The following is a 22,421-nucleotide window of genomic DNA, read 5'->3' as shown; positions in this document are numbered from 1 at the left end:
CATGCAAAAACGCGCTTTATATTCCTTGGTTTTCTCTGCTCTTATTTTGGCAGGCTGTTCATCAACTAGCCAAAAAGAACAAGAAGGCCGTTACGAACTCGAATCCGATGTTGCACCGGATACACCGCTTTCAGTCGAACACATCGAGGATGCGCATCCTAAATATGAACCGTACAGCCTAGGTGGGAACAAAGATTACCACTTACGTGGCAAAGACTACAAAATAGTTCGCAATGCGAAAGGCTTTAAAGAAAAAGGCCGAGCATCTTGGTATGGGAAAAAATTCCAAGGTCATTTGACTTCTAATGGCGAAATCTATGACATGTACTCAATGACGGCAGCGCATAAAACGCTACCGTTACCAAGTTACGTAAAAGTTACCAATACTGACAACGGCAAAACCACCATAGTACGAGTTAATGACCGAGGTCCTTTTCACGATGGCCGTATCATTGATTTAAGCTATGCCGCCGCGCACAAGTTAGATGTCATAAAAACAGGCACCGCGAACGTGGAAATTGAAGTGATCAGTATCAATCAGCCCACGGATAAAAAGTCATTAGAAGCGCACCCTAGGTACGTTATTCAAGTGGCATCATCAAAAAATGAAGAACGCGCGCGAACTTTAGGTACCGAGCTTGGTCAAAAATTGGATACAGAAACTTTCCTAGAGAGTGCGAAAGAGTCTTATCGCTTGTTGTTAGGGCCATTTACTGACTATTCCCTGACGCAAGCCACATTAGATAAAGTAAAGTTGCTCGGCTATTCGTCTGCATTTATTAAAAAACACAACACTGCCAAATGACCTCGTGTCATGAATTTCTCTTTGATCCCCCTCTTACATAACTAGGGATTCTGATAAGATGTCTGCAGTTAACCCAAAAATTTGAATTACCATGAATAAAAATAAGTTTGTGAAATCTATTCTCGTTTCTTCGGTTGCCCTTTCTGCAACTTTCGCTCAATCTGCTCTTGCATCACCTATCGTTGTTCCAGATGCCCCTCAAATCGCGGCGAAGGGCTACGTGCTGATGGATTACCATTCAGGTAAAGTACTGGCAGAGAAAGAGATGAACACAAAATTGTCTCCAGCTAGTCTGACTAAGATGATGACCAGCTATGTAATCGGCCAAGAGCTAGCGCGTGGTAATATCTCAGAAGATGATGATGTCACCATCAGTAAAAATGCGTGGGCGAAAAACTTCCCTGATTCATCAAAGATGTTCATTGAAGTAGGCACAACAGTTAAAGTACGTGACCTGAACCGAGGTATCATCGTCCAGTCAGGTAACGATGCCTGTGTTGCGATGGCAGAACATATTGCAGGTTCAGAAGATGCATTTGTTGACCTAATGAACGCTTGGGCCAACACATTGGGTATGACTAACTCGCACTTTGCCAACGTTCATGGCTTAGATAACGCAGAATTGTACTCAACACCATACGACATGGCACTGCTAGGTAAAGCACTTATCCGTGACGTACCAAATGAGTACCGAGTGTACTCAGAGAAGAAATTTACTTACAACGGCATCACCCAATACAACCGTAACGGTCTACTTTGGGATAAGAGCATGAACGTTGACGGCATCAAAACGGGTCACACAAGTAATGCGGGTTACAGCCTAGTAAGTTCAGCAACTGAAGGTCAAATGCGCTTGGTTGCGGTCGTTATGGGTACTAAAGATGCCAATGCTCGTAAGTCAGAAAGCAAAAAGCTGCTAAGCTACGGCTTCCGTTTCTTCGAAACAGTGGCACCGCACAAAGCAGGTGAAACGTTCGTAGAAGAAAAAGTGTGGATGGGTAACAAAGACACCGTAGCACTGGGTCTTGACCAAGATACTTACGTAACACTACCGCGTGGTGAAGCGAAAAACTTAAAAGCAAGCTTCGTCCTTGAAAAAGAGCTAGAAGCCCCAATTAATAAAGGTGATGTAGTTGGTAAGCTATACTATCAGATCGATGGTGAAGATATTGCCGAGTACCCACTAATGGCACTAGAAACCGTAGAGCAAGGTAGTCTATTTAGCCGCATGTGGGATTACATCGTATTGTTATTCAAGAGCTTCTTCTAAAAAGAACGTTAGAGTAGCAAACTTATTCGCAAAGCCGCCTGAATGGGCGGCTTTTTAAGTTTGAGCTCCTCGTCTTGAGTTCCCCCTAATTTGACTGTACTATTTCGCACCGCAACGAATATCTACTGGAGTTATCGATATGCTAACCATCAACTCTGATGCAAAATTAAAAGACCTGCTTGAGTTCCCTTGTTCATTTACTTACAAGGTAATGGGTCATGCAAAGCCTGAACTTCCAGAGCTTGTTCTTGAAGTTATTCAGCGCCATGCTCCAGGTGACTACAGCCCGACCGTTAAACCAAGTGCTAAGGGCAACTACCACTCTGTGTCAATCAACATTACTGCAACCTCTATCGAGCAGGTTGAGACACTGTACAAAGAGTTAGGTGAAATTGACATCGTACGCATGGTTCTATAATTTTTTGATAGATTAAATTTTTTTTGAAAGCAGCTTTGGCTGCTTTCTTTTTATTTATCAAAGAGATAACGAAGCTTTACATCGCTTTCAGTTAAAAATCTGTTACGCAGCGGTAGAGCATCAGGGTTATCCGGTTTATAATCCAAAAACTTTATATATTAGCAACAGGAATTCCCATGCAACACCAACTTGTTGTAAAACGACTTGGCCGCCAAGACTATGAGCCTGTATGGAAGGCGATGCATGAGTTCACCGACCAACGCACAGAAGAAACCCGTGATGAAGTCTGGTTGGTAGAACATAACCCAGTATTTACGCAAGGACAGGCAGGTAAAGCTGAGCACTTGATTAACACTGGCGATATTCCTGTTGTACAAAGTGATCGCGGAGGCCAGGTTACGTATCATGGCCCTGGTCAGTTGGTCGCCTACTTCTTGATCAACCTACGCCGTAAAAAATTAGGTGTACGAGATCTCGTTACCACAATCGAGAACCTCGTGATCAACACGCTAAAAGCATACAATATTGACTCAGCCGCGCGACCTGACGCACCAGGTGTCTACGTTGCCGGTAAGAAAATATGCTCTCTCGGTTTACGCATTCGTAAAGGATGCTCGTTTCATGGTTTAGCCTTGAACGTAAATATGGATTTAACACCGTTTCTGCGTATTAACCCTTGTGGTTATGAAGGTATGGAAATGGTTCAGGTCAGCCAATTTGGCGGCCCAGACAATGTAGAAGCCGTAGAAAAACAATTAATAGAAGAACTCGTTACTTTGCTCGATTATGAGCAAGTAGAATTCAGCACAGAAGCACCTTCTCAAGGTAATAAAGCATGAGCAAACCAATCCAGATGGAAAAAGGCGTTAAATATCGTGACGCCGATAAAATGGCATTGATTCCCGTAAAGAACATGCCTACAGAGCAGAAAGAAGTGCTACGTAAGCCTGATTGGATGAAGATCAAGCTACCAGCCGACAGCCAACGAATTCAAGACATCAAAGCGGCGATGCGTAAGAATAAACTTCACTCCGTATGTGAAGAAGCATCTTGCCCGAACCTAGCGGAATGTTTTAACCACGGTACAGCAACCTTCATGATCTTAGGTGCTATTTGTACTCGTCGTTGTCCTTTCTGTGACGTTGCTCATGGCCGCCCATTACCACCGGAAGCAGAAGAGCCTCAAAAACTGGCGAAAACCATTGCCGATATGAAGCTGAAATACGTAGTAATCACTTCTGTTGACCGTGACGATCTGCGTGACGGCGGTGCACAGCACTTTGCCGATTGTAACCGCGAGATCCGTGCGTTAAACCCGCATATTAAGATTGAAACACTGGTTCCTGACTTCCGTGGTCGCATGGATGTAGCGCTTGATCTAATGAAAGACAATCCGCCAGATGTCTTCAACCACAACTTAGAAACCGCGCCACGTCTTTACCGTAAAGCTCGCCCAGGTGCGAACTACAAATGGTCACTTGAGCTCCTTAAGAAGTTCAAAGAGCAGCATCCAGATGTACCGACCAAGTCTGGTTTGATGATGGGTCTTGGTGAAACCAAAGAAGAAATCATCGAAGTACTGAAAGATCTACGCGCACACGGCGTAACGATGCTGACTCTAGGCCAGTATTTAGCGCCAAGCCGTCACCACTTGCCAGTAGAACGTTACGTTCCACCATCAGAGTTTGACGAGCTAAAAGAAGTTGCACTAGAACTTGGCTTCACGCATGCAGCGTGTGGTCCATTTGTGCGCTCTTCTTACCATGCCGATATGCAAGCTCAAGGTATCGAGATTAAATAAGCTCTCGCTTGTTTTGAAAAGCTTGTTTTGAAGAGAAAAGGTTGGCTCAGTGCCAACCTTTTTTGTATCTGGCAAATGATGATAAAAAGCCATTCTACCACCGTCATTCTGAACAGCGAGGAACGAGCGTGATTCAGAATCTGTTTTCAGAATACTGATGATTTTTAGGGAAACTCTGAGTAAAAGAGTGTGCCTCAACAAGATTCCTGATCTCGCCTAGGCTCGTCGGAATGACGTGGTTTGGATATATTGAAAAGGGACAGTGTTGGTAGCCATCCCCTTATCACACACTCTCGCTATATCTCATTCCAAACGCCAGACAAACAAAAAGGCCCTCAATTGAGGACCTTTCATCAATCAAATAATCAAACCGAATCGCAGAAATAGAACGAGTTCGCCTGAGTTATTTTCAAAAAATGTTAGGCGTAAACTGGTAGACGCTTACAAATTTCTAGCACTTTCTGTTTTGTCGCTTCGATAACTTCTTCGTTGCCGATGTTATCTAGAACGTCACACATCCAGTTTGCTAGCTCTTTTGCATCTTCTTCAGTGAAGCCACGGCGAGTGATCGCTGGCGTACCTACACGAATACCAGACGTTACGAATGGGCTGCGTGGGTCATTTGGTACTGAGTTCTTGTTTACAGTGATGTTTGCTGCACCTAGTGCCGCGTCTGCGTCTTTACCAGTGATATCTTTGTCGATTAGGTCAACAAGGAACAAGTGGTTTTCTGTACCATTAGATACGATTTTGTAGCCACGTTCTTGGAACTGACCAACCATTGCTTTTGCGTTTTTCACTACGCGAGCTTGATAAGCTTTGAACTCTGGCTCCATCGCTTCTTTGAACGCTACTGCTTTACCAGCTATAACGTGCATTAGAGGGCCACCTTGACCACCAGGGAACACTGCTGAGTTCAGTTTCTTGTACATATCTTCGCCAGCATTTGACAAGATAAGACCACCGCGAGGACCTGCTAGTGTTTTGTGCGTCGTTGTTGTTACCACGTGAGCATGCGGTACTGGTGTTGGGTATTCACCGGCGGCGATAAGACCCGCTACGTGCGCCATATCAACAAATAAGTAAGCACCTGCTTTGTCAGCGATTTCACGCATGCGTTTCCAATCAACGATTTGCGAGTAAGCAGAGAAACCACCGATGATCATCTTAGGTTTGTGTTCAAGTGCTAGCTGTTCCATCTCGTCGTAGTTGATTTGACCAGCTTCATCGATACCGTAAGGGATAACGTTGTAGTGCTTACCCGAGAAGTTTACTGGTGAACCGTGAGTTAGGTGACCACCGTGTGCTAGGCTCATGCCTAAAACTGTATCGCCAGGGTTAAGAAGCGCCATGTAAACTGCGCTGTTTGCTTGAGAACCTGAGTGAGGCTGTACGTTAGCGTACTCACAACCAAATAGTTGGCATGCACGCTCAATTGCTAGTGCTTCAGCTTTATCTACGTACTCACAACCGCCGTAGTAACGCTTACCTGGGTAGCCTTCAGCGTATTTGTTCGTTAGCTGAGAACCTTGCGCTTCCATTACACGTGGGCTTGTGTAGTTTTCAGAAGCGATAAGTTCAATGTGTTCTTCCTGGCGAAGAGTTTCTTCCTGGATAGCTGCGAACAGTTCCGCATCGTAATCTGCGATGTTCATATCACGCTTAAGCATCTGTATCTCCTGACTCAGATTAGTACTGAAAGTTGCAAAAAAACTGTTGAATGACCCGACGCAAACGTTTTCGTCACCCTAATGGCGCGCATTCTACATAATTTGATTTAGGTCATAAAGAGAAATTTACAATTTTTCTCATGCAGTTTTTTCATGATGACAAGCAATGTTTATCATGCCAGCATTGCAATCGCATAACGACAATCTATTGCCTGTCAAATTTGTGCTTTACACCCTGTAAAACAGCAATTACATAGGTTTACCGTAAATTTTACCCTCTAGCTACCGAAAAGATCATCTTTTTACTACTATGCACGCCTTATTTATCACTAATGACTGCAACATTGATGGAAAAACACTCATTAAAAGAAGACTGGATAGCGATTCTCACGGGTACCTTTTTAGTAGCTCAAGGCGTTTTCTTTCTCCAATCCGCGAACCTTCTAACGGGAGGCACGACTGGATTGGCTCTGCTTGTTAGCCAATTTACACCTTTTACCTTTGGTGTGCTGTACTTTTTAGCAAACAGTCCTTTTTACTTACTAGCATGGAAACGCTTCGGCCGTCATTTCGCCATTAATAGTGCCATTTCTGGCGCGTTGGTTTCTATCTTTGCCGATCATCTTTATTTGCTAATCTCGCTCGAATCGGTAAATGAAGTTTATTGCGCCGTCGCAGGCGGGCTTTTAATGGGGCTCGGTATGCTGATCCTATTCCGACATCGCTCCAGCTTAGGTGGCTTTAACGTGCTGTGTTTGTTTATCCAAGACAAATTTGGCATTTCAGTTGGCAAAAGCCAAATGGCAATCGATGCATGTATCCTGTTTTCTTCATTCTTCTTTGTTACACCAGAAGTGATTGGCCTTTCAATTTTGGGGGCGTTTGCACTCAATGTCGTGTTAGCGATGAACCACAAACCGTACCGCTATTCCGTGACCTACGGTTCATAAATTTTTGATAGTGATTGAAGCGCGATTTATAAGATTTCGCGCTCCAATCGCTATATAATACTTCGCGATTTCCAAATAGATCGGTACGGTATGCGCGACTTTCTGCAACAAGCTAAACAGACTCACAGTTGTATTGCGATTGGAGAGCTGATCTATAACCCGAAGACACAGACCCTTCATCAAGATGCTATCGCGATTGATCTTGAACCTCGCACCATTGAATTATTAGAACTGCTGTTAACAAGCGTTGGCCACCCACTCTCTGCTGACACCATTATTGAAACCATTTGGCAGAGCAAGTTCATCTCTAAGAATGTGCTCACGAACCGCATTAGCACCTTACGTGCCCTGCTACAGCAGTACTTACCCGAATACGATGCCGCTAAGCTCTTGGTCACTTACCCCCGCAAAGGCTACTTTCTTAACCCTGCCAATATTCGTTTAGTGCCACCAGCGAAAAACCATCGGCGCGTTATCTCAACCCAGGTGGCGAGTAATAAGAACTTCAAGCTGATTTTTGCTTACAGCTTATGTGCCATACTTGCGGTATGTAGCATGACACTCGCAAGCTTGTTATGGCAACGCCAAGAAATCTCAACACAACAAACACGTCATCAACTACTGATTCCCAAAGTCGAGCTACTACTCAACCGTGTCGATTCAATCGGCTCCCAGGCGCGAAAATACCGCATACTGGTCAAAGCCATCTTGCTGCAACAACAGGTCGAATATCCATACACCGACATCGCCAACCAAGATGCTCCTAGTTACTTTCTTGATCCTATCGGTCATACGCCATATTTCCCTGGCGCACGAAACATGCAGACCAGCGACTACGAGCTCAATATCGAGTTAAAAGACGGCACAAAACAGGGCATCTTGAAAGCGCAGATGAACCTTATTTATCCTGCGACGGGCAAGCTGGCGTTTCGCAATGAGTACACACTGCGTTTATCTGCCTTACAATCGGATATTTTCCAAATGCACTCGGATGTCGCGCAATACTTCAATCTGCCTGCACCTTCGGCAAGTACGTGGCAGCTTTCGGATCTTCACAAAAAAATGTTATTCGAGAATGCCTTTTCTAGCCAACCTCTCCGACAATCTGATGAGTTTGCGGCTATAACAACGGCAAGACATCTCGCCTTATACGAGCACGAACATCAAAAGCTGGAAGCGTATTTAACTCAAGTACAATCGTCGTTTGATGTTTTGCCAGATGAGCTGAGCCTCTGGTTAGGTCTATTGCATTTCAAATTAGGTAACTTAGACAGGGCAAAAGCCCTGTTAACGACACCAGATGGCGACTCACGTATCCAAAACGCACTGATTTATACCTTTGTGTCTCACATTGCTTACAAGCAGAACAAACTTGAACAGTTCCGTCTCAACTACATGGAATCACTGGTGGCGCTGCTGCGCGTTTTACCTTCCGAAACCTTGTTTGAGCGTCTTTCTCAATCTGAATCAAAAGAGACTTGCCTCCAACCGTGGAAAACGTTGCATGTTAGTGTGACCGATCAAGAAATCATAAGCCGATGGAAAGCGCTCATTAACGAGTATTGCACTAATGTGGCCAACGAAATAACCACCAATAAAACAAAGACCTAAATATAAAATTAAGCTTTCGTTAACCCCTGTTAGCTTTTGTTTTTTGCCCTTTTTCTCTCGCTGAACTTAGCATGCTCGCATTCAAGCAACGGCCCAACATGAAGCGGCCTTATCAATCAGGAATGTAAACCATGCTAAACAAAATGACGCTTATCGCAGCAGCAACTCTGGCTCTTTACGGCTGTGGCGGAGGTTCGTCTTCTGGCAGTGCGAATCCAAACAAAGTGCCTCAAGAAAGTTTCGACGTCTCGATTCACAACTCAATCTTCGCTCCCACGCCAAGCACACAGCTAAACTACGCATTTAGCTTGGATGGCCAACCAGAAGGCGACATGAAACTGAGCTTCCAAGCGATGGATAGCGAGCAAATATTGGCAGCATTGGCACAAATCCCAAACAGCGAGGCAATGGTCCAGTTGGTTAATGACTTGGTGAACTACGGCGCCGAACAGTTCTACTATTCAGACGAGCAGTACAACGACGACGAAGAGAGCAATACGCTTTACTTTGCAGGATCAGATGGTGCACTCCATGAAATCACTGACGCTTATTTCATTGGTCATCAGTTTATTGCCATGCTTATGCACAGCAGTCCGATTTTCCGCCTAAACGGTGACGACGTAAAAGAGAAAAGCCCGAATATTGACATCGGTGAAGAAACTATGTCTCTGCAAACCACTCTTACAGGCTACGCAGTTCACAACCTTCTAGACCGTTTTGAAGATCATGAGTGGGTACAAAACCTTCCTATGACAGCATCTTGCCAAGTGGTTTGGCAACAGCAAATCCGAGAGACTGGTATGCGTAAAGCGTTCTCGATCTCAGGCAAGAAAATTGAAGCGGCATACCTGATGGAAGAGAACATCTACAACCTAAACTGTGATGATATGGACTCAATGGAGTTCGCCACTTCGGCAGAACGTTGGTTTAATCCGAGCTTAGGTCTGATAGAACAAATTGAACTGCTGAAAGTACAACAAGTACAAATCAACGAAGAGAAAGTGCAGCTAACAGCGATTGAAACAAAATAAGCTCGCATTTTTTATAGATATCTCAATAAAAGAAGGCTTTGGGGAGCACACCAAAGCCTTCATCTCGAACATCAATCTTAGGGGTGATGACACCCGAGTTTATTCTTCTATCAATAAAATACGAGTTTCGTAAGGTCGTAACACTTGATGGTTTGACGCGACTGCGCTCGCTGAGTTTTGATAGTTAGATAGCAAGTTTTTCGCTTTACTCATATCAAAACGTTCTGGCAGAACGCATTCCACCTCTTCAGCATAGTAGTTATTGATACACAGCAGCGTTTGCTTATCGTTCTGACGAGCGTAAGCAAAAATACGTTTGTGCTCTGGCAGTAAATCTTCATAACGACCATCGGTGATGACTGGAACCTGTTTACGCAGTTCAATCAGACGCTTGTAAAAGTAGAACACCGAGTTTAAATCGGCAACCGCAGCTTCAGCATTGATTTCAGAGTAATTCTGCGCCACTTCAAGCCACGGCGTGCCCTCAGTAAAGCCCGCGTGTTTTGCACTGTTCCATTGCATTGGTGTACGTGAGTTATCACGCGACTTTTGCGCCAAGATCGCCATCATATCGTCATGAGATACACCATCACGGTTGACCATGATGTCGTACATGTTAGTACTTTCAACATCACGATATTGGCTGATTTCGGTATAACCCGGGTTGGTCATGCCGATCTCTTCCCCCTGGTAAACATAAGGTGTGCCTTGCATCATGTGCACTGATGCCGCAAGCATCTTGGCAGATTCAACACGGTATTGCTCGTCGTTACCTAATCGGCTCACAACGCGTGGCTGGTCGTGGTTACACCAGAACAGCGCCCCCCACCCTTTGCCATTTAAGCCCGTTTGCCAATGATTGAAGATCTGTTTTAACTGAATGAAATCAAACGGCGCTTTGGTCCATTTTTCACCATTTGGATAATCGACTTTCAGATGATGAAAGTTGAACACCATGGATAGCTCTTTGCCGTCTAGCGAAGAATATTGCTGGCAGTGCTCTAGCGTGGTGGAAGACATTTCACCCACCGTCACGCTGCCGTATTTTTGAAACACAGATTCGCTAATCTCTTGAAGGTATTCGTGCACACGTGGACCATCCGTGTAGAAACGACGACCATCACCAATATCGTCACTTGGGAAATCTTGCTGCTTGGAAATCAGGTTGATCACGTCAAGACGGAAACCATCGACACCTTTGTCTGCCCAGAAGCTGATGACTTCTTTCACTTCTTCACGCACTACTGGGTTTTCCCAGTTTAAGTCCGCTTGCTCTTTAGCAAAAAGGTGCAAATAGTACTGGCCTGTTTTTTCATCCAGCGCCCAAGCGTTGCCACCAAACTTTGATTGCCAGTTGTTTGGTTCAGCACCATCTACCGGATCTTTCCAGATGTAGTAATCACGGTATGGGCTGTTTTTATCACCCAGTGCGGATTGGAACCACTTGTGTTCTGTCGACGTGTGGTTCACTACAATGTCCATGATGATACGAATACCCAACTGATGCGCTTCTGCTAGCAAAGTATCAAAGTCTTGCATCGTGCCGAACTCAGGGTTGATCGAGTAGTAATCGGAGATGTCATAACCGTTGTCGATCATTGGCGATTGGTAAACCGGCGTCAGCCAAATCGCATCCACACCAAGGTGCTTAAGATAATCCAGCTTAGAAATGATCCCTTTGATGTCGCCCGTGCCTTTACTGCCGCTGTCACAAAAGCTTTTTGGGTAAATTTGATAGATGGTTGCGGTTTTCCACCAGCTCTCATCATGCTTGGTCATAGCCATTTCTAACACTCACTTACCAGTAATCGGAAACTTAAAATTTGAAAAGAAAAATAGGAGGAGGCAGCCAAGTCACTGCCTCAAATAGAATTACGCGTTTACAGGCTCAAGCTCACCTTTGGCTTGTGCACGCTTATAAAGAATTAACGTTAATGCAGCAGGTACCAGCATTGCGACTAACATAGCCAAAGCAAAAATGCCCCAGAACTGCGGTTGGATAGACAAGATGCCCGGCAAACCGCCCACACCGATACCGTTCGCCATTACGCCCGCACTACCACAAATAGCAGCAGCACACGCACTACCGATCATCGCGCTCAGCATTGGGAACTTGTATTTCAAGTTGATGCCGTACATCGCCGGTTCAGTCACGCCAAGGTAAGCAGAGATAGCCGCAGGCACTGAGATATCACGCTCGCCGTGTTTTTTACTGATGATAATGATGCCGACGACCGCAGACGCTTGAGCAATGTTTGAAAGTGCAATCAGAGGCCAAATTGGCGTACCGCCTAGCTCTTGCATCAGTTGAAGGTCTACCGCGTTGGTAGTGTGGTGAATACCAGTAATGACCAATGGCGCGTATAGGAAGCCGAAGATGGTTGAGCCAATCATAGCGAAGTCACCCGTCATGGCTGCTTTTGCTGCGAAAGCAACGCCGTCACCCAACATACGACCGAATGGACCAATGATAGAGTGCGCAAGAATCACAGACACGATGATAGAGACAAACGGCACAACCACTAGGTAAAGGTAAGACGGAATGATGCGTTTTAAGTTGGTTTCAATAAACGCCAGTGCCATACCAGCGAGCATTGCCGGAATCACTTGCGCTTGGTAGCCCACTTTCTCGATGGCAAATAAGCCAAAGTCCCATACTTCAGGCACTTGCTTACCAATTAGGTAGGCGTTCATTAACTGTGGCGAAACCAGCGTGACACCCAATGTGATACCCAAAATCGGAGTACCGCCGAGTTTTTTCACTGTCGACCAACACACGCCAACTGGTAGGAAGAAGAAGATCGCCTCACCAATCAGCCATAAGAAAGAGTGTACAGTTGCCCAAAACTGGCTGATTTCCGTTAGCGTTTGACCATCAAACATCTTGATGTCGCCAATCACGTTACGGAAGCCAAGAATCAGACCACCGGTAATGATCGCAGGCAGCAGTGGTACAAAGATTTCTGCAAGGTGGGAAATACCACGCTCAACGATATTCATGTTTTGACGAGCAGCGTTCTTCGCTTCGTCTTTGCTGGCTTCACTTTTACCCGTCAGTCCGATCAGTACCTTGTAAACTTCATCCACTTCAGTACCGATAACCACTTGGAACTGGCCTGCGTTGGTAAAACAGCCCTTCACCATCGGTAATGCTTCTAACTGTTTCGTATCTGCTTTGTCCGTATCATTTAGAACAAAACGCAAGCGAGTTAAACAGTGACTTACACTGGCAATATTGTCCGGCCCCCCGACCAGCTCAATAAGACGCTCCACGTCTTTACGCGCAATCTTACTCATAACTTTGTCCACCCTGTATTGGATACATTCGATTCATCATTTTGTTTTTATAAATGGGAACATTCCCATTTCTTAATTTTAATATTGCCATCCGAAGGCAAAAAACAAAATGGGAACAGTCCCATTAATTGAGAGTGATCACAGTATAATTTTAGAGCAGATCGTTTTAGTGTGGGTCAATAAACGATAGGCTGTTGAGTAAAGTGAACCACTTCCTCATCGCCATTTAATTGATTGATCAGCATGTTAGCGGACTTCTCACCTGCAAGGGTATAACCGGGGTCGACACTAAATACTTTAGGGAAAAGGAAAGAGAGCAATTCATTACCACCAACACCTGTCACAACCACATCTTCACGGCCTAACTCTTGAAGACGCTTAATCACGCCCAACGCGATGGTGTCACTGGCGCACACGATGGCCTGAGTGTCAGATTGAAGGACTTTGTCTACCAACTGATAAGCACTTTCATGGCTCAACTTACCCGTCTGGAAACAAGGTGTAATTTGTTTGCGTTGACACCAAGCTTTATAAGCATTTAGACGAGCTAAGCCAGTGGTTTTGTCTTCAGGGTCAACACCAATATAAGCAATGCGAGATAAAGATTGCTGCTCAAGATGAGACAAAGCCATGTCTATCACACCTTGGTTATCGTAGTTGATCGAGGAAACCATTTGCGTGTCCATCGCGATCACGACGATACGATTCCCCCACTCCGCCAATGCTCGCTCATCACATCCAGTAAAGCCAAACACGATCACCCCATCGACGTTGCGACGTTTAAGCACATCCAAATGCTCATTGGTTTTATCGCGATCGAATTGGCTCTCCATGATCACCGCATCATAACCAGCGGAATACAAAGCATTGAGCATGGTACCAACGGCGCGATTTTCTGATGGTGAATCTAAACGGGAGATGATAACCCCAATAACCTTTTGACTGCCACCACGCATCGACTGCGCCGACTTTGATGGGACGTAGCCTGATTCACGAATGATTTGCTCTACCTTCTCACGCGTTTGCGGTTTTACCTTGGGATCGTTAGTAAGCACACGGCTTACTGTTGATTTGCCCACGCCTGCCAATTTTGCGATATCAAGAATGGTGAGTTTTTTGCTCATAAGTGTTCAGATTAAAAGAAGGAATCAAACAAAAGGGAAGCAGTGGCTTCCCTTATCTCAGTCAGTAATGAAGATTACTTGTTTAAGTACGCAGGCACATCTGCAATGCTATCTAATACTACCGTTGCAATGGCTTCGCCCTGTTCCGTTACTGGCTTACCAGTGCGAACCAAAATCTTAGTGCCAACGCCTGCCGCTTCTGCTGCCATCATGTCTTCAGCTTTATCGCCGATCATCACAGATTTCTCCATGTCGATCTTCAAGAAGTCACGCGCAGAAATGAACATGCCTGGTTTTGGCTTACGGCACTCACAATCTTGCTTGTACTCGCCAATGCCATGTTCTGGATGATGTGGACAGTAATAGATACCATCGAACTCAACACCATTATCAGCAAAGTTCCAATCCATCCATTGAGTCAGAGACAAGAAACGGTCTTCACTGAATTTACCGCGTGCGATGCCCGATTGATTCGTCACTAACACTAGAAGGTAGCCTTTATCTTTTAGCGCTTTCGTCGCTTCAAATACACCATCAATGTACTCAAAATCATGTTCGTCATGAACGTAGCCGTGGTCAACGTTTATTACGCCATCACGATCGATAAAAACAGCAGGTTTTGCCAAAACGTATTTCTCTATTAACTCGGTTTAATCAGATTATTACATACCTTATAAACTTCAACACTATCTAATTCATTCTAGGCCTCGACAAAACGGTTGATTTGTTGGGCAAGAATCGGTAAATCTGAGGGTGCCCCGCCGTCTACCTCCTGCTTGTTATCTATACATCTTCGTTTCAAAACAGAACATCCATACATTTAGACGTCTAGACGTAAAAATATCTATTGACTTCATTCTGCTTAACCCATAGCATCAACTGAAAATTGAGATAAAGCTCAACATTAAGTTCTGTCAAAGGCCGTTTTTGACAGCGAAGTTCCCCGTATCTTTGGGCAGGTTGAAACATGATAGAAATAAAAAACGTCAATAAAGTGTTCTACCAAGGCAGTAAGGAAATCCTTGCCCTGAAAGACATTAACTTACACATCGACAAAGGCACCATCTTTGGTGTTATCGGTTCATCAGGTGCTGGTAAAAGTACGCTGATCCGCTGTGTCAACATGTTAGAAGCGCCGACCTCTGGTTCCATCATCGTTGATGGTGTGGATCTAACCAAACTCAGCAAAAAACAACTAGTCGAAACACGCCGTAACATTGGCATGATCTTCCAGCACTTTAACCTGCTTTCGTCTCGTACTGTGTTTGATAATGTAGCACTGCCACTAGAACTGGCAGGTAAAGACAAATCGCAAATCACAACAAAAGTAACTGAGTTGCTAAAGCTTGTGGGCTTAGCCGACAAACACGAGAGCTACCCATCTAACTTAAGTGGCGGACAAAAACAGCGTGTGGCAATTGCTCGTGCATTGGCATCCGATCCTAGCGTGCTGCTTTGTGATGAGGCCACTAGTGCGCTCGACCCGGCAACAACTCAATCTATCCTTGAGTTATTGAAAGAGATCAACCGCAAACTCAACATCACGATTTTACTTATCACTCACGAAATGGAAGTCGTAAAAAGTATCTGTCACGAAGTAGCAATCATCGGTGGTGGTGAGCTGGTGGAAAAAGGCACCGTTGGCGATATTTTTGCGCACCCTAAGACAGAGCTAGCGCACCAATTCATTCGCTCAACGCTGGATCTTTCCATTCCTGAAGATTACCAAGCTCGTCTGCAAGCAGAGCGTGTTGATGGCAGCTACCCGTTGGTTCGCTTAGAGTTTACTGGCGCAACCGTCGATGCACCGTTAATGTCGCAAATTTCTCGTAAATACAATATTGATGTGAGTATTTTGAGTTCCGACCTTGATTACGCTGGTGGCGTGAAATTCGGCATGATGGTCGCAGAGCTATTTGGTAACGAAGAAGATGACAACGCAGCTCTTGAATACCTGCGTAAGCACAACGTAAAAGTAGAGGTACTTGGTTATGTCCTTTAATACGATTTCTGAATGGCTGAGCTTAAACAGCAAACTACTTTTAGGTGCAACGTGGGAAACGCTTTACATGGTTGCGGTTGCCGGATTAGTCGGCTTTGCTGTGGGTATTCCATTAGGCGTAATCCTCCATATTACTAAGAAAGGCGGCCTACTTGAAAACACCAAACTAAATAGCGGCTTAGGCGCTATCGTTAACATTGGTCGTTCTGTGCCATTCCTCGTACTGATGGTTGCGATTATTCCAGTGACAAAAATGCTAGTTGGAACCTTTATCGGTACAACCGCAGCAATCGTCCCACTGACTATTGGCGCCATTCCTTTTGTCGCTCGTCTTATTGAAGGTGCTTTATTAGAAGTACCGACAGGCTTGGTGGAAGCAGCGCAGTCAATGGGGGCGACACCAACACAGATCATCACAAAAGTTCTACTACCTGAAGCAATGCCGACTATTGTTAACTCAGTAACGATTACCTTGGTCACTCTCGTTAGCTACTCAGCTATGGCGGGTACGGTAGGCGGCGGCGGCCTAGGTGACGTAGCCATTCGTTACGGTTTCCACCGCTACGATGTAACTATCATGGCCGTGACTGTCGTGATGTTGATTGTTCTAGTACAGATTATTCAGTCTATCGGCGACGCAGTGGTGCGCCGTGTAGACCACAGATAAGCATCAAAAATACAAATTATAAGGAGATAAAGATGAAATTTAGCCTTAAAGGTCTTTTGACTGTAGCAACGGCCGCCTCTGCTCTTGCTCTAGCGGGTTGCGGCGACAAAGAAGTAGACGTAAACAAAGTAAAAGTTGGCGTTATTGCTGGTGCTGAAGCACAAGTAGCCGAAGTTGCCGCTAAAGTAGCAAAAGAGAAATACAACCTAGACGTTGAGCTAGTAACATTTACCGATTACGTAACACCAAACGCCGCTCTGGATGATGGTTCAGTAGACGCGAATGCGTTCCAGCACAAACCATACCTAGACCAACAAGTGAAAGACCGCGGCTACAAACTGGCTATCGCGGGTAACTCATTCGTTTACCCTATTGCTGGTTACTCAAAGCAAGTAAAATCAATTGATGAAATTCAAGATGGCGCACGCATCGCAGTACCAAACGACCCAACGAACCTAGGTCGCTCACTACTGCTTCTTGAGCAACAAGGTTTGATTACGCTACGTGATGGCGTTGGTCTACTCGCTACAGTACGTGACATCGTAGGCAACCCTAAAAATATCGAAATCATTGAACTAGAAGCCCCACAGCTTCCACGTTCACTGGATGACGTAACGCTATCTATCATCAACACCACTTACGCAAGCTCTATCGACCTATCGCCAGAGCGTGACGGCGTGTTCGTTGAAGATAAAGACTCACCATACGTAAACCTAATTGTCGCTCGCGAAGAAAATGTTAATGCGCAAAACGTACAAAACTTCGTAAAAGCTTACCAAACGGAAGAAGTTTACGAAGCGGCAAAAGAGCTGTTCAAAGGCGGTGTTGTGAAAGGTTGGTAATCCCACTTTTCAAAACATGACTGAAAACAACGTTCTAAACATAAACGTTCTAAACACAAAAGGGCTGATGTGAAAACATCAGCCCTTTCTATTTGTCTATCTGCCCATTTAAGTAGCTTCAATTCGCTACTTAAGATGGTCCCAAGAGATATTCGACACGATTCGGCAGTCATCACACTTAAAATGAAATATGTCATGTAGTGGCTCATCGAGTAGCCACTCGCCATCGCATTTTGGACACTTGCGCGCTTTCTCGCTCTCCAGCGACTGACCACCGACACGATACTGGTAATAGTACGTAGGGATCTTCGTGATGTATTCGATACGGCCACGTAAGTCCCAACCTCGGCGAAACAGCACACTATCCACATCGCAAATTTCGTGCAGCGCCGCATGTTCCGCTCGGCAGCCCCCTGCCATTTGGATTTCATCACACGCTTGCCACTCAGTCTGCCACTTAATGACAGCTTTATGGTCTCCATTAAGTGTTGGCTCATTACGATACAAAGGAATTGGCAACAGGGTTTCACCACTTCGCAAAGGCGAACACGTATGAACATAAGTCGTGTACAACACTTGCCAGCTAGGTGTCTCTTCTTCGGCTGCTTGTTCTGAATTCAAATCACGCCCCAGCATACGCATTTTCGGTGCAAGCAAAGACGCATCCGACAAACGGTTCATGCACACTTTGACGAAATCTGAGTGATAACGTGGATGCAAGCTGTCTTGTTCTGGGCAAACAACACGAACGAAAAATTCACCTTCTCCCATCACTATCGGAAATTCACGACCTAATACTTGGCCGTTGTAACGCAGAGCATCCATCAAGCCATTAATGGCTTTGTCTACCGCGCTGACGGTGGTGTTATCAAAACACTCAAACTGCAACTCAACAACATACATACTTAGACGGCAGCCTCTAACTTATTCAAGAACTCAACCAATGAATCTGCCAATACATCACGTTTAGAGGTGCCCAAACGCTCTAGAATCACATTGCCAGTGAGGTTACAAATAGAAATCACATCCATTTCCTCACCTGTCGCTGCGATAAATACTGTTGGTTTAAGTTTCAAGCGGCGCTGCGTCACCAAATGACCAAGAATATTTTCTTGTAGACGCACGAAATCATCATCGCTCCAGACTTGCAGCAGCGTCAACGAATTACCTTGCCAAGTTGCCTCCATATCGGCGCAGTATTGAGAACCATAAAAGGCTTTAACATCATCTTGCAGTGACAACTCAATCGCATTTTCCACATTGGTGAAATCGGCCATTTCATCACGTGCGACCGCTTTCCAAAGCACCTTTCCATCACGCTTCTCTTCGACACAAGGAGAAACAAGCTCTGCAAGCTCTTCACTGCTTGGCAACTCATTGTGCTTAGCTTGCCAAGCTTGTTGGTAGCGCAGGCTGAACTCTTGTAGCGCCTGAGTAACGTTTTGGGTCATGAAGGTCTCCTCATTCCTTATTTATCAGATAGCCGTACTTGCCTGATGGCAATTGACCAGCGGATTCAGTAAAATTCTCGCCATTCTAATCGAAAACGACCACAAAGTATGAGCAAATATTCTGACGCTAAAGAGCTTGCTGGCCTAACACTAGGTAAAACGACCGAGTATGCGAACCAGTATGACCCAAGCTTGCTGCAACCAGTCCCTCGCAGCCTGAACCGAGATGACCTTCAGTTAGGCGATACTCTGCCTTTCATGGGGCACGACATTTGGACGCTGTATGAACTGTCTTGGTTAAATAGTAAAGGTTTACCACAAGTGGCCGTTGGCGAAGTATACATTCCAGCCACCAGCGCAAACTTGATTGAATCGAAGTCTTTCAAACTGTACTTAAACAGCTACAACCAAACCCGCTTTGCAAGCTGGGAAGAAGTGACTGAGCGTTTAACACAAGACCTGTCTGAATGCGCAGGTGAAAAGGTGCTGGTTGAGGTGAATCCAGTGACTCACTATACCAATCAACCTATCGTGACAATGGACGGTGAATGTATTGATGACCAAGACATTGACATCACCAGTTACGATTTCGATGCCGATTTGCTTGAAGGTGCAGCAGGTGAAGTACAAGTTGAAGAGGTGCTACATAGCCACCTATTGAAATCAAACTGTTTGATCACTAACCAACCCGACTGGGGCAGTGTAGAAATTCGCTACCAAGGCGCAAAAATAGAACGTGAGAAGCTGTTACGTTACTTAGTGTCTTTCCGCGAGCACAATGAGTTCCACGAGCAGTGTGTAGAGCGTATTTTTACGGATCTAATGAAATACTGCCAACCAAGCAAACTGACCGTATTTGCCCGCTATACGCGTCGTGGTGGCTTGGATATCAACCCTTACCGCTCAACGGAACAAGATAAGCCTGCTCACAATCACCGTATGGCTCGTCAGTAAGCGCATAGGCAACAGAAATAAGTTCGGCAATCTAAAGGGTTGCCGGACGTTTTTATTGTCCAAGCATGTTACTATATCAAATGGCTTCAACCCGCATTTAAACGGCTAATTGAGGCTTTTCGCCGTTATCGCCATATCTAAAAACAGTTCGAGGGAACGAAAGGATGTTTTGGGACAGTTCGCGTCTATTCAAATTGATTGGCTTTCTTTGCTTGCTGTTTGTACAGCCACTTCATGCAACCATTTTATCGTCCGCGTTACTCAACGAAGCACAACAATTGGCGGAAATAGAGCCATCACAAGCAAAACAAGCGGCAACCAACTATTTGTCACAGCGTGAACTAACAGAACGCAAAGAAAGTGACAGCCCTTCAGCCATGTCTCGCGACGAAACAGATCGTAGCGTTCGCACACCAAGCAGCACCATCGAAGCGCACAAGATTATCGCTCAGGCAGATTACGCCATGGGTAATGTTCGTTCGGCTATCGAGCACCTAAATAAAGCGGAACGCTTAGCGCAAGAATATCAATTGCCGTACATGGACTTAGATCTCCAGCTGATGCGCAACCAAATGATTTGGATGTACGACGAAAACTACTCAAAAGCGGAAGACACGCTTAACCAAATTGAACAACAGCTCGATGAAGCCGATGCCGTATTACAACGCACCGACAGTGTTCGCTACCGACTAGTGATGCAAAGAGCACTCCTCGCTTCACATAGTGGCGATATCATTAAAGCGGAAAACTTGTACTCTGAAGCAAAGACCATGCTTGACGATAGCCGCTCTGAGTTAGCCTTGATCGACTACTACACAGCCGTCGGCGAGTTTTACCTCAATAGCAAGAAATACAATTTGGCTTTGTCAGAACTGCTATACGGTTATTGGCAATCTATTGAAAGTAACAGTGGTGCAAGGTTAGCAAAAGTGAATCGCCTTTTGGCTAGGCTCTTCCAGGAGCGACGAGTGTACGACAAAGCGATCGAATACTTATCTCAAGCCGCAGATTTTTATGACTCTTACCCTAGCTCTCCGATCCTAGCGGACGTCCTAGAGCAAATGGGCGACATCTACTTTTATCAGGGTAAGTTTAACCTTGCATTAGTGCATTACTTCAACGTGCTTGACCATGAAAGTACCAGTAAGAACATCAATAGAATCATTAAAATTCGCTTAAGCTTGGCGGCTACCTACCTACAACTCTATAACTACGCGCTAGCAGAGCAGTACTTAGACCGCTCTAAAGAGCTTTTAGAATACACTAATATTCCTAAGCTTGAAGCAAAGGCTGCCCTGCTTCAGTCAGGTCTGGCTTATCATCAAAATGACAGTAAAGACGTCATTACTAATGCAAAGCTGGCGTTAGCGCTTGCTGAAAAGTCACCTGAAAATAACAACTTCATTAAGCAGCAATCATACCGTTTACTTGGGTTAGGTTACGAGCAGGCAGGCGAATACAAACTTTCTCTGCAAGCTTATAAAAAATACACCAACCTCGTTCGTCTAGAACAAAAGCAGCTTAACCAAATCAGTGAAGATGCGTTCCGTCAGCAAAAAGAATTTGCCGAACAAACCATCCATTACATCGGTCAATCAGAACGCTTAGAGCAAGTGGAAAGAGAGCATCGTAAATTCCAAAAAATCTCATTTGCATTGTTTATTACTGTATTGGTCATGTTTTTGTTCATTATGCGCCGCGGTGTCATTATGCAGCGCCAAGCAAGTGAAATCGAAAAACTGCGTAACGACCTCTTCACCCACTCTCGCTCTCGTTTACGTAACTTGCGTATGCTGAACGTTAAGCTGTCTCGCTCATTGAAAAAGTCGAGCGAAACTTTCGAGCAATGGCAAATGGGTGAATTGATCCACGAACCACTTAATGATCGCCTACGCTTTGTTATGATCGATTTGCCATTCTTACGAAGCATGTACGTCCATAACGGCTATAAGGCAGGTCTAGAACTAGAACGTGCATTTGGCGACTTCCTTGCGGAAAAAATAGAAAAACCGTCGCGTCTTTATCATTTCTCAGATGCGAACTTACTCTACATAGAACCGAACGCTGACCGTGATGCTTCTGCCGAAGTCATGTTCGAAAAATTCCAGACTTGGGTGGATGAGTTCGCTCAGCAACACAACGTCAATCGTATTATTCGTATGGGCATCAGCGATTATCCGTTCTTACCCCGAGCCTACACTGCAATTAACGATGAGGAATTACTCGATCTGTTGTTGCTTGCGACTCACATCGCACGAGAAGTCAGCTTGAAGGATAAGCAAAGCCACTGGGTGTTCTTAAAAGCCATCGATAATGCGCCTGCTGCTAGCTTTGCAACAGGTAACATAAGAACTGCCTGTCAACATGCCATTAGCCAAGGCCTGATCAAGATCCATTCGTCCTACAAGAATGAGGACGACATCAAGAAAATATTAAAAAATGGATAATTAAACGCCTGTTGAACGTAATAACTAATGACGCTATAAAGTTTTTTGTTATTATCAGATAATTGTCAGTAGTACATGGAC

Annotated in this window: 20 protein-coding genes; 13 read left to right on the top strand and 7 right to left on the bottom strand. The window is 45.0% G+C overall.

All coding sequences use genetic code 11. The annotated features are described in order from the left end of the window. Position 1: 1 nt before the first annotated feature. From R7Z78_RS19025 to lipA, 5 genes are all read left to right on the top strand, one after another. Positions 2-805, top strand: coding sequence for a septal ring lytic transglycosylase RlpA family protein (locus R7Z78_RS19025; protein ID WP_017635670.1), 804 nt, complete (start codon positions 2-4; stop codon positions 803-805). A 91-nt stretch (positions 806-896) separates the two neighbouring features. Further along, positions 897-2,075, top strand: coding sequence for a serine hydrolase (locus R7Z78_RS19020; RefSeq protein ID WP_005384132.1), 1,179 nt, complete (start codon positions 897-899; stop codon positions 2,073-2,075). Between the two features lie 139 nt (positions 2,076-2,214). Then, a complete protein-coding gene (gene ybeD / locus R7Z78_RS19015; RefSeq protein WP_005384135.1) occupies positions 2,215-2,493 on the top strand; it encodes a DUF493 family protein YbeD in 279 nt (92 codons plus the stop codon). 176 nt (positions 2,494-2,669) lie between these two features. Beyond that, the gene (lipB, locus tag R7Z78_RS19010) at positions 2,670-3,332 is read left to right on the top strand and encodes a lipoyl(octanoyl) transferase LipB (RefSeq protein ID WP_005384137.1); all 663 of its coding nucleotides are present in this window, start codon (positions 2,670-2,672) and stop codon (positions 3,330-3,332) included. Then, positions 3,329-4,294 (top strand): lipoyl synthase, encoded by a 966-nt coding sequence (lipA, locus tag R7Z78_RS19005; protein WP_005391329.1) that lies wholly within the window; start codon positions 3,329-3,331, stop codon positions 4,292-4,294. The genes lipB and lipA overlap by 4 nt, the downstream gene beginning before the upstream one ends. Before the next feature lie 419 nt (positions 4,295-4,713). Here the strand turns inward: lipA and glyA are convergent, their stop codons facing one another. Beyond that, on the bottom strand, positions 4,714-5,964 hold the full coding sequence (glyA, locus tag R7Z78_RS19000; protein ID WP_005381985.1) for a serine hydroxymethyltransferase: 1,251 nt from the start codon (positions 5,962-5,964) through the stop codon (positions 4,714-4,716). Between the two features lie 347 nt (positions 5,965-6,311). On the opposite strand from glyA, the gene R7Z78_RS18995 reads away from it, so the two are divergent. From R7Z78_RS18995 to R7Z78_RS18985, 3 genes are all read left to right on the top strand, one after another. Beyond that, positions 6,312-6,914, top strand: coding sequence for a YitT family protein (locus R7Z78_RS18995; protein ID WP_104975936.1), 603 nt, complete (start codon positions 6,312-6,314; stop codon positions 6,912-6,914). A 90-nt stretch (positions 6,915-7,004) separates the two neighbouring features. Next, positions 7,005-8,525: a winged helix-turn-helix domain-containing protein gene (locus R7Z78_RS18990; protein WP_104975935.1), complete on the top strand. Its 1,521-nt coding sequence runs from the start codon at positions 7,005-7,007 to the stop codon at positions 8,523-8,525. Positions 8,526-8,656: 131 nt separating this feature from the next. Then, the gene (locus R7Z78_RS18985) at positions 8,657-9,556 is read left to right on the top strand and encodes a hypothetical protein (protein ID WP_104975934.1); all 900 of its coding nucleotides are present in this window, start codon (positions 8,657-8,659) and stop codon (positions 9,554-9,556) included. Positions 9,557-9,655: 99 nt separating this feature from the next. Here R7Z78_RS18985 and treC read toward each other — a convergent pair whose 3' ends face one another. The 4 genes from treC to gmhB all read right to left on the bottom strand — a co-directional run bounded on the left by treC (position 9,656) and on the right by gmhB (position 14,603). Beyond that, a complete protein-coding gene (gene treC, locus R7Z78_RS18980; RefSeq protein ID WP_169644050.1) occupies positions 9,656-11,341 on the bottom strand; it encodes an alpha,alpha-phosphotrehalase in 1,686 nt (561 codons plus the stop codon). An 87-nt stretch (positions 11,342-11,428) separates the two neighbouring features. Continuing rightward, complete coding sequence (treB, locus tag R7Z78_RS18975; protein WP_104975932.1) at positions 11,429-12,853, bottom strand: PTS trehalose transporter subunit IIBC; 1,425 nt, start codon at positions 12,851-12,853, stop codon at positions 11,429-11,431. Between the two features lie 176 nt (positions 12,854-13,029). Beyond that, the gene (treR, locus tag R7Z78_RS18970; RefSeq protein ID WP_033905853.1) at positions 13,030-13,977 is read right to left on the bottom strand and encodes a trehalose operon repressor TreR; all 948 of its coding nucleotides are present in this window, start codon (positions 13,975-13,977) and stop codon (positions 13,030-13,032) included. A 74-nt stretch (positions 13,978-14,051) separates the two neighbouring features. Continuing rightward, complete coding sequence (gene gmhB, locus R7Z78_RS18965) at positions 14,052-14,603, bottom strand: D-glycero-beta-D-manno-heptose 1,7-bisphosphate 7-phosphatase (protein ID WP_005381961.1); 552 nt, start codon at positions 14,601-14,603, stop codon at positions 14,052-14,054. A gap of 341 nt (positions 14,604-14,944) precedes the next feature. On the opposite strand from gmhB, the gene metN reads away from it, so the two are divergent. The 3 genes from metN to R7Z78_RS18950 are packed head-to-tail and all read left to right on the top strand — an operon-like array spanning position 14,945 to position 17,488. After that, positions 14,945-15,979 carry a methionine ABC transporter ATP-binding protein MetN gene (metN, locus tag R7Z78_RS18960; protein WP_005381962.1) on the top strand — a complete coding sequence of 345 codons (1,035 nt, stop codon included), beginning with the start codon at positions 14,945-14,947 and terminating at the stop codon, positions 15,977-15,979. Then, on the top strand, positions 15,969-16,646 hold the full coding sequence (locus R7Z78_RS18955; protein ID WP_005383604.1) for a methionine ABC transporter permease: 678 nt from the start codon (positions 15,969-15,971) through the stop codon (positions 16,644-16,646). Before metN ends, R7Z78_RS18955 begins: the two co-directional genes overlap by 11 nt. Positions 16,647-16,678: 32 nt before the next feature. Continuing rightward, a complete protein-coding gene (locus R7Z78_RS18950; RefSeq protein WP_005381966.1) occupies positions 16,679-17,488 on the top strand; it encodes a MetQ/NlpA family lipoprotein in 810 nt (269 codons plus the stop codon). 126 nt (positions 17,489-17,614) lie between these two features. Here the strand turns inward: R7Z78_RS18950 and R7Z78_RS18945 are convergent, their stop codons facing one another. Both R7Z78_RS18945 and syd read right to left on the bottom strand, forming a co-directional pair. Further along, positions 17,615-18,391: a Zn-ribbon-containing protein gene (locus R7Z78_RS18945; protein WP_005383605.1), complete on the bottom strand. Its 777-nt coding sequence runs from the start codon at positions 18,389-18,391 to the stop codon at positions 17,615-17,617. Between the two features lie 2 nt (positions 18,392-18,393). Then, positions 18,394-18,939: a SecY-interacting protein gene (syd, locus tag R7Z78_RS18940; protein WP_005383606.1), complete on the bottom strand. Its 546-nt coding sequence runs from the start codon at positions 18,937-18,939 to the stop codon at positions 18,394-18,396. A 108-nt stretch (positions 18,940-19,047) separates the two neighbouring features. On the opposite strand from syd, the gene queF reads away from it, so the two are divergent. Together queF and R7Z78_RS18930 are read left to right on the top strand one after the other, a co-directional pair. After that, complete coding sequence (gene queF, locus R7Z78_RS18935; protein WP_104975931.1) at positions 19,048-19,893, top strand: NADPH-dependent 7-cyano-7-deazaguanine reductase QueF; 846 nt, start codon at positions 19,048-19,050, stop codon at positions 19,891-19,893. 164 nt (positions 19,894-20,057) lie between these two features. Next, positions 20,058-22,340, top strand: coding sequence for a tetratricopeptide repeat protein (locus R7Z78_RS18930; RefSeq protein WP_017635678.1), 2,283 nt, complete (start codon positions 20,058-20,060; stop codon positions 22,338-22,340). Positions 22,341-22,421: the final 81 nt, after the last annotated feature.

The organism is Vibrio sp. 1167 (assembly GCF_033340375.1).
In the GTDB taxonomy this organism is placed as follows: Bacteria; Pseudomonadota; Gammaproteobacteria; order Enterobacterales; family Vibrionaceae; genus Vibrio; species Vibrio alginolyticus.
This window is presented reverse-complemented; position numbering and strand designations above follow the sequence as displayed.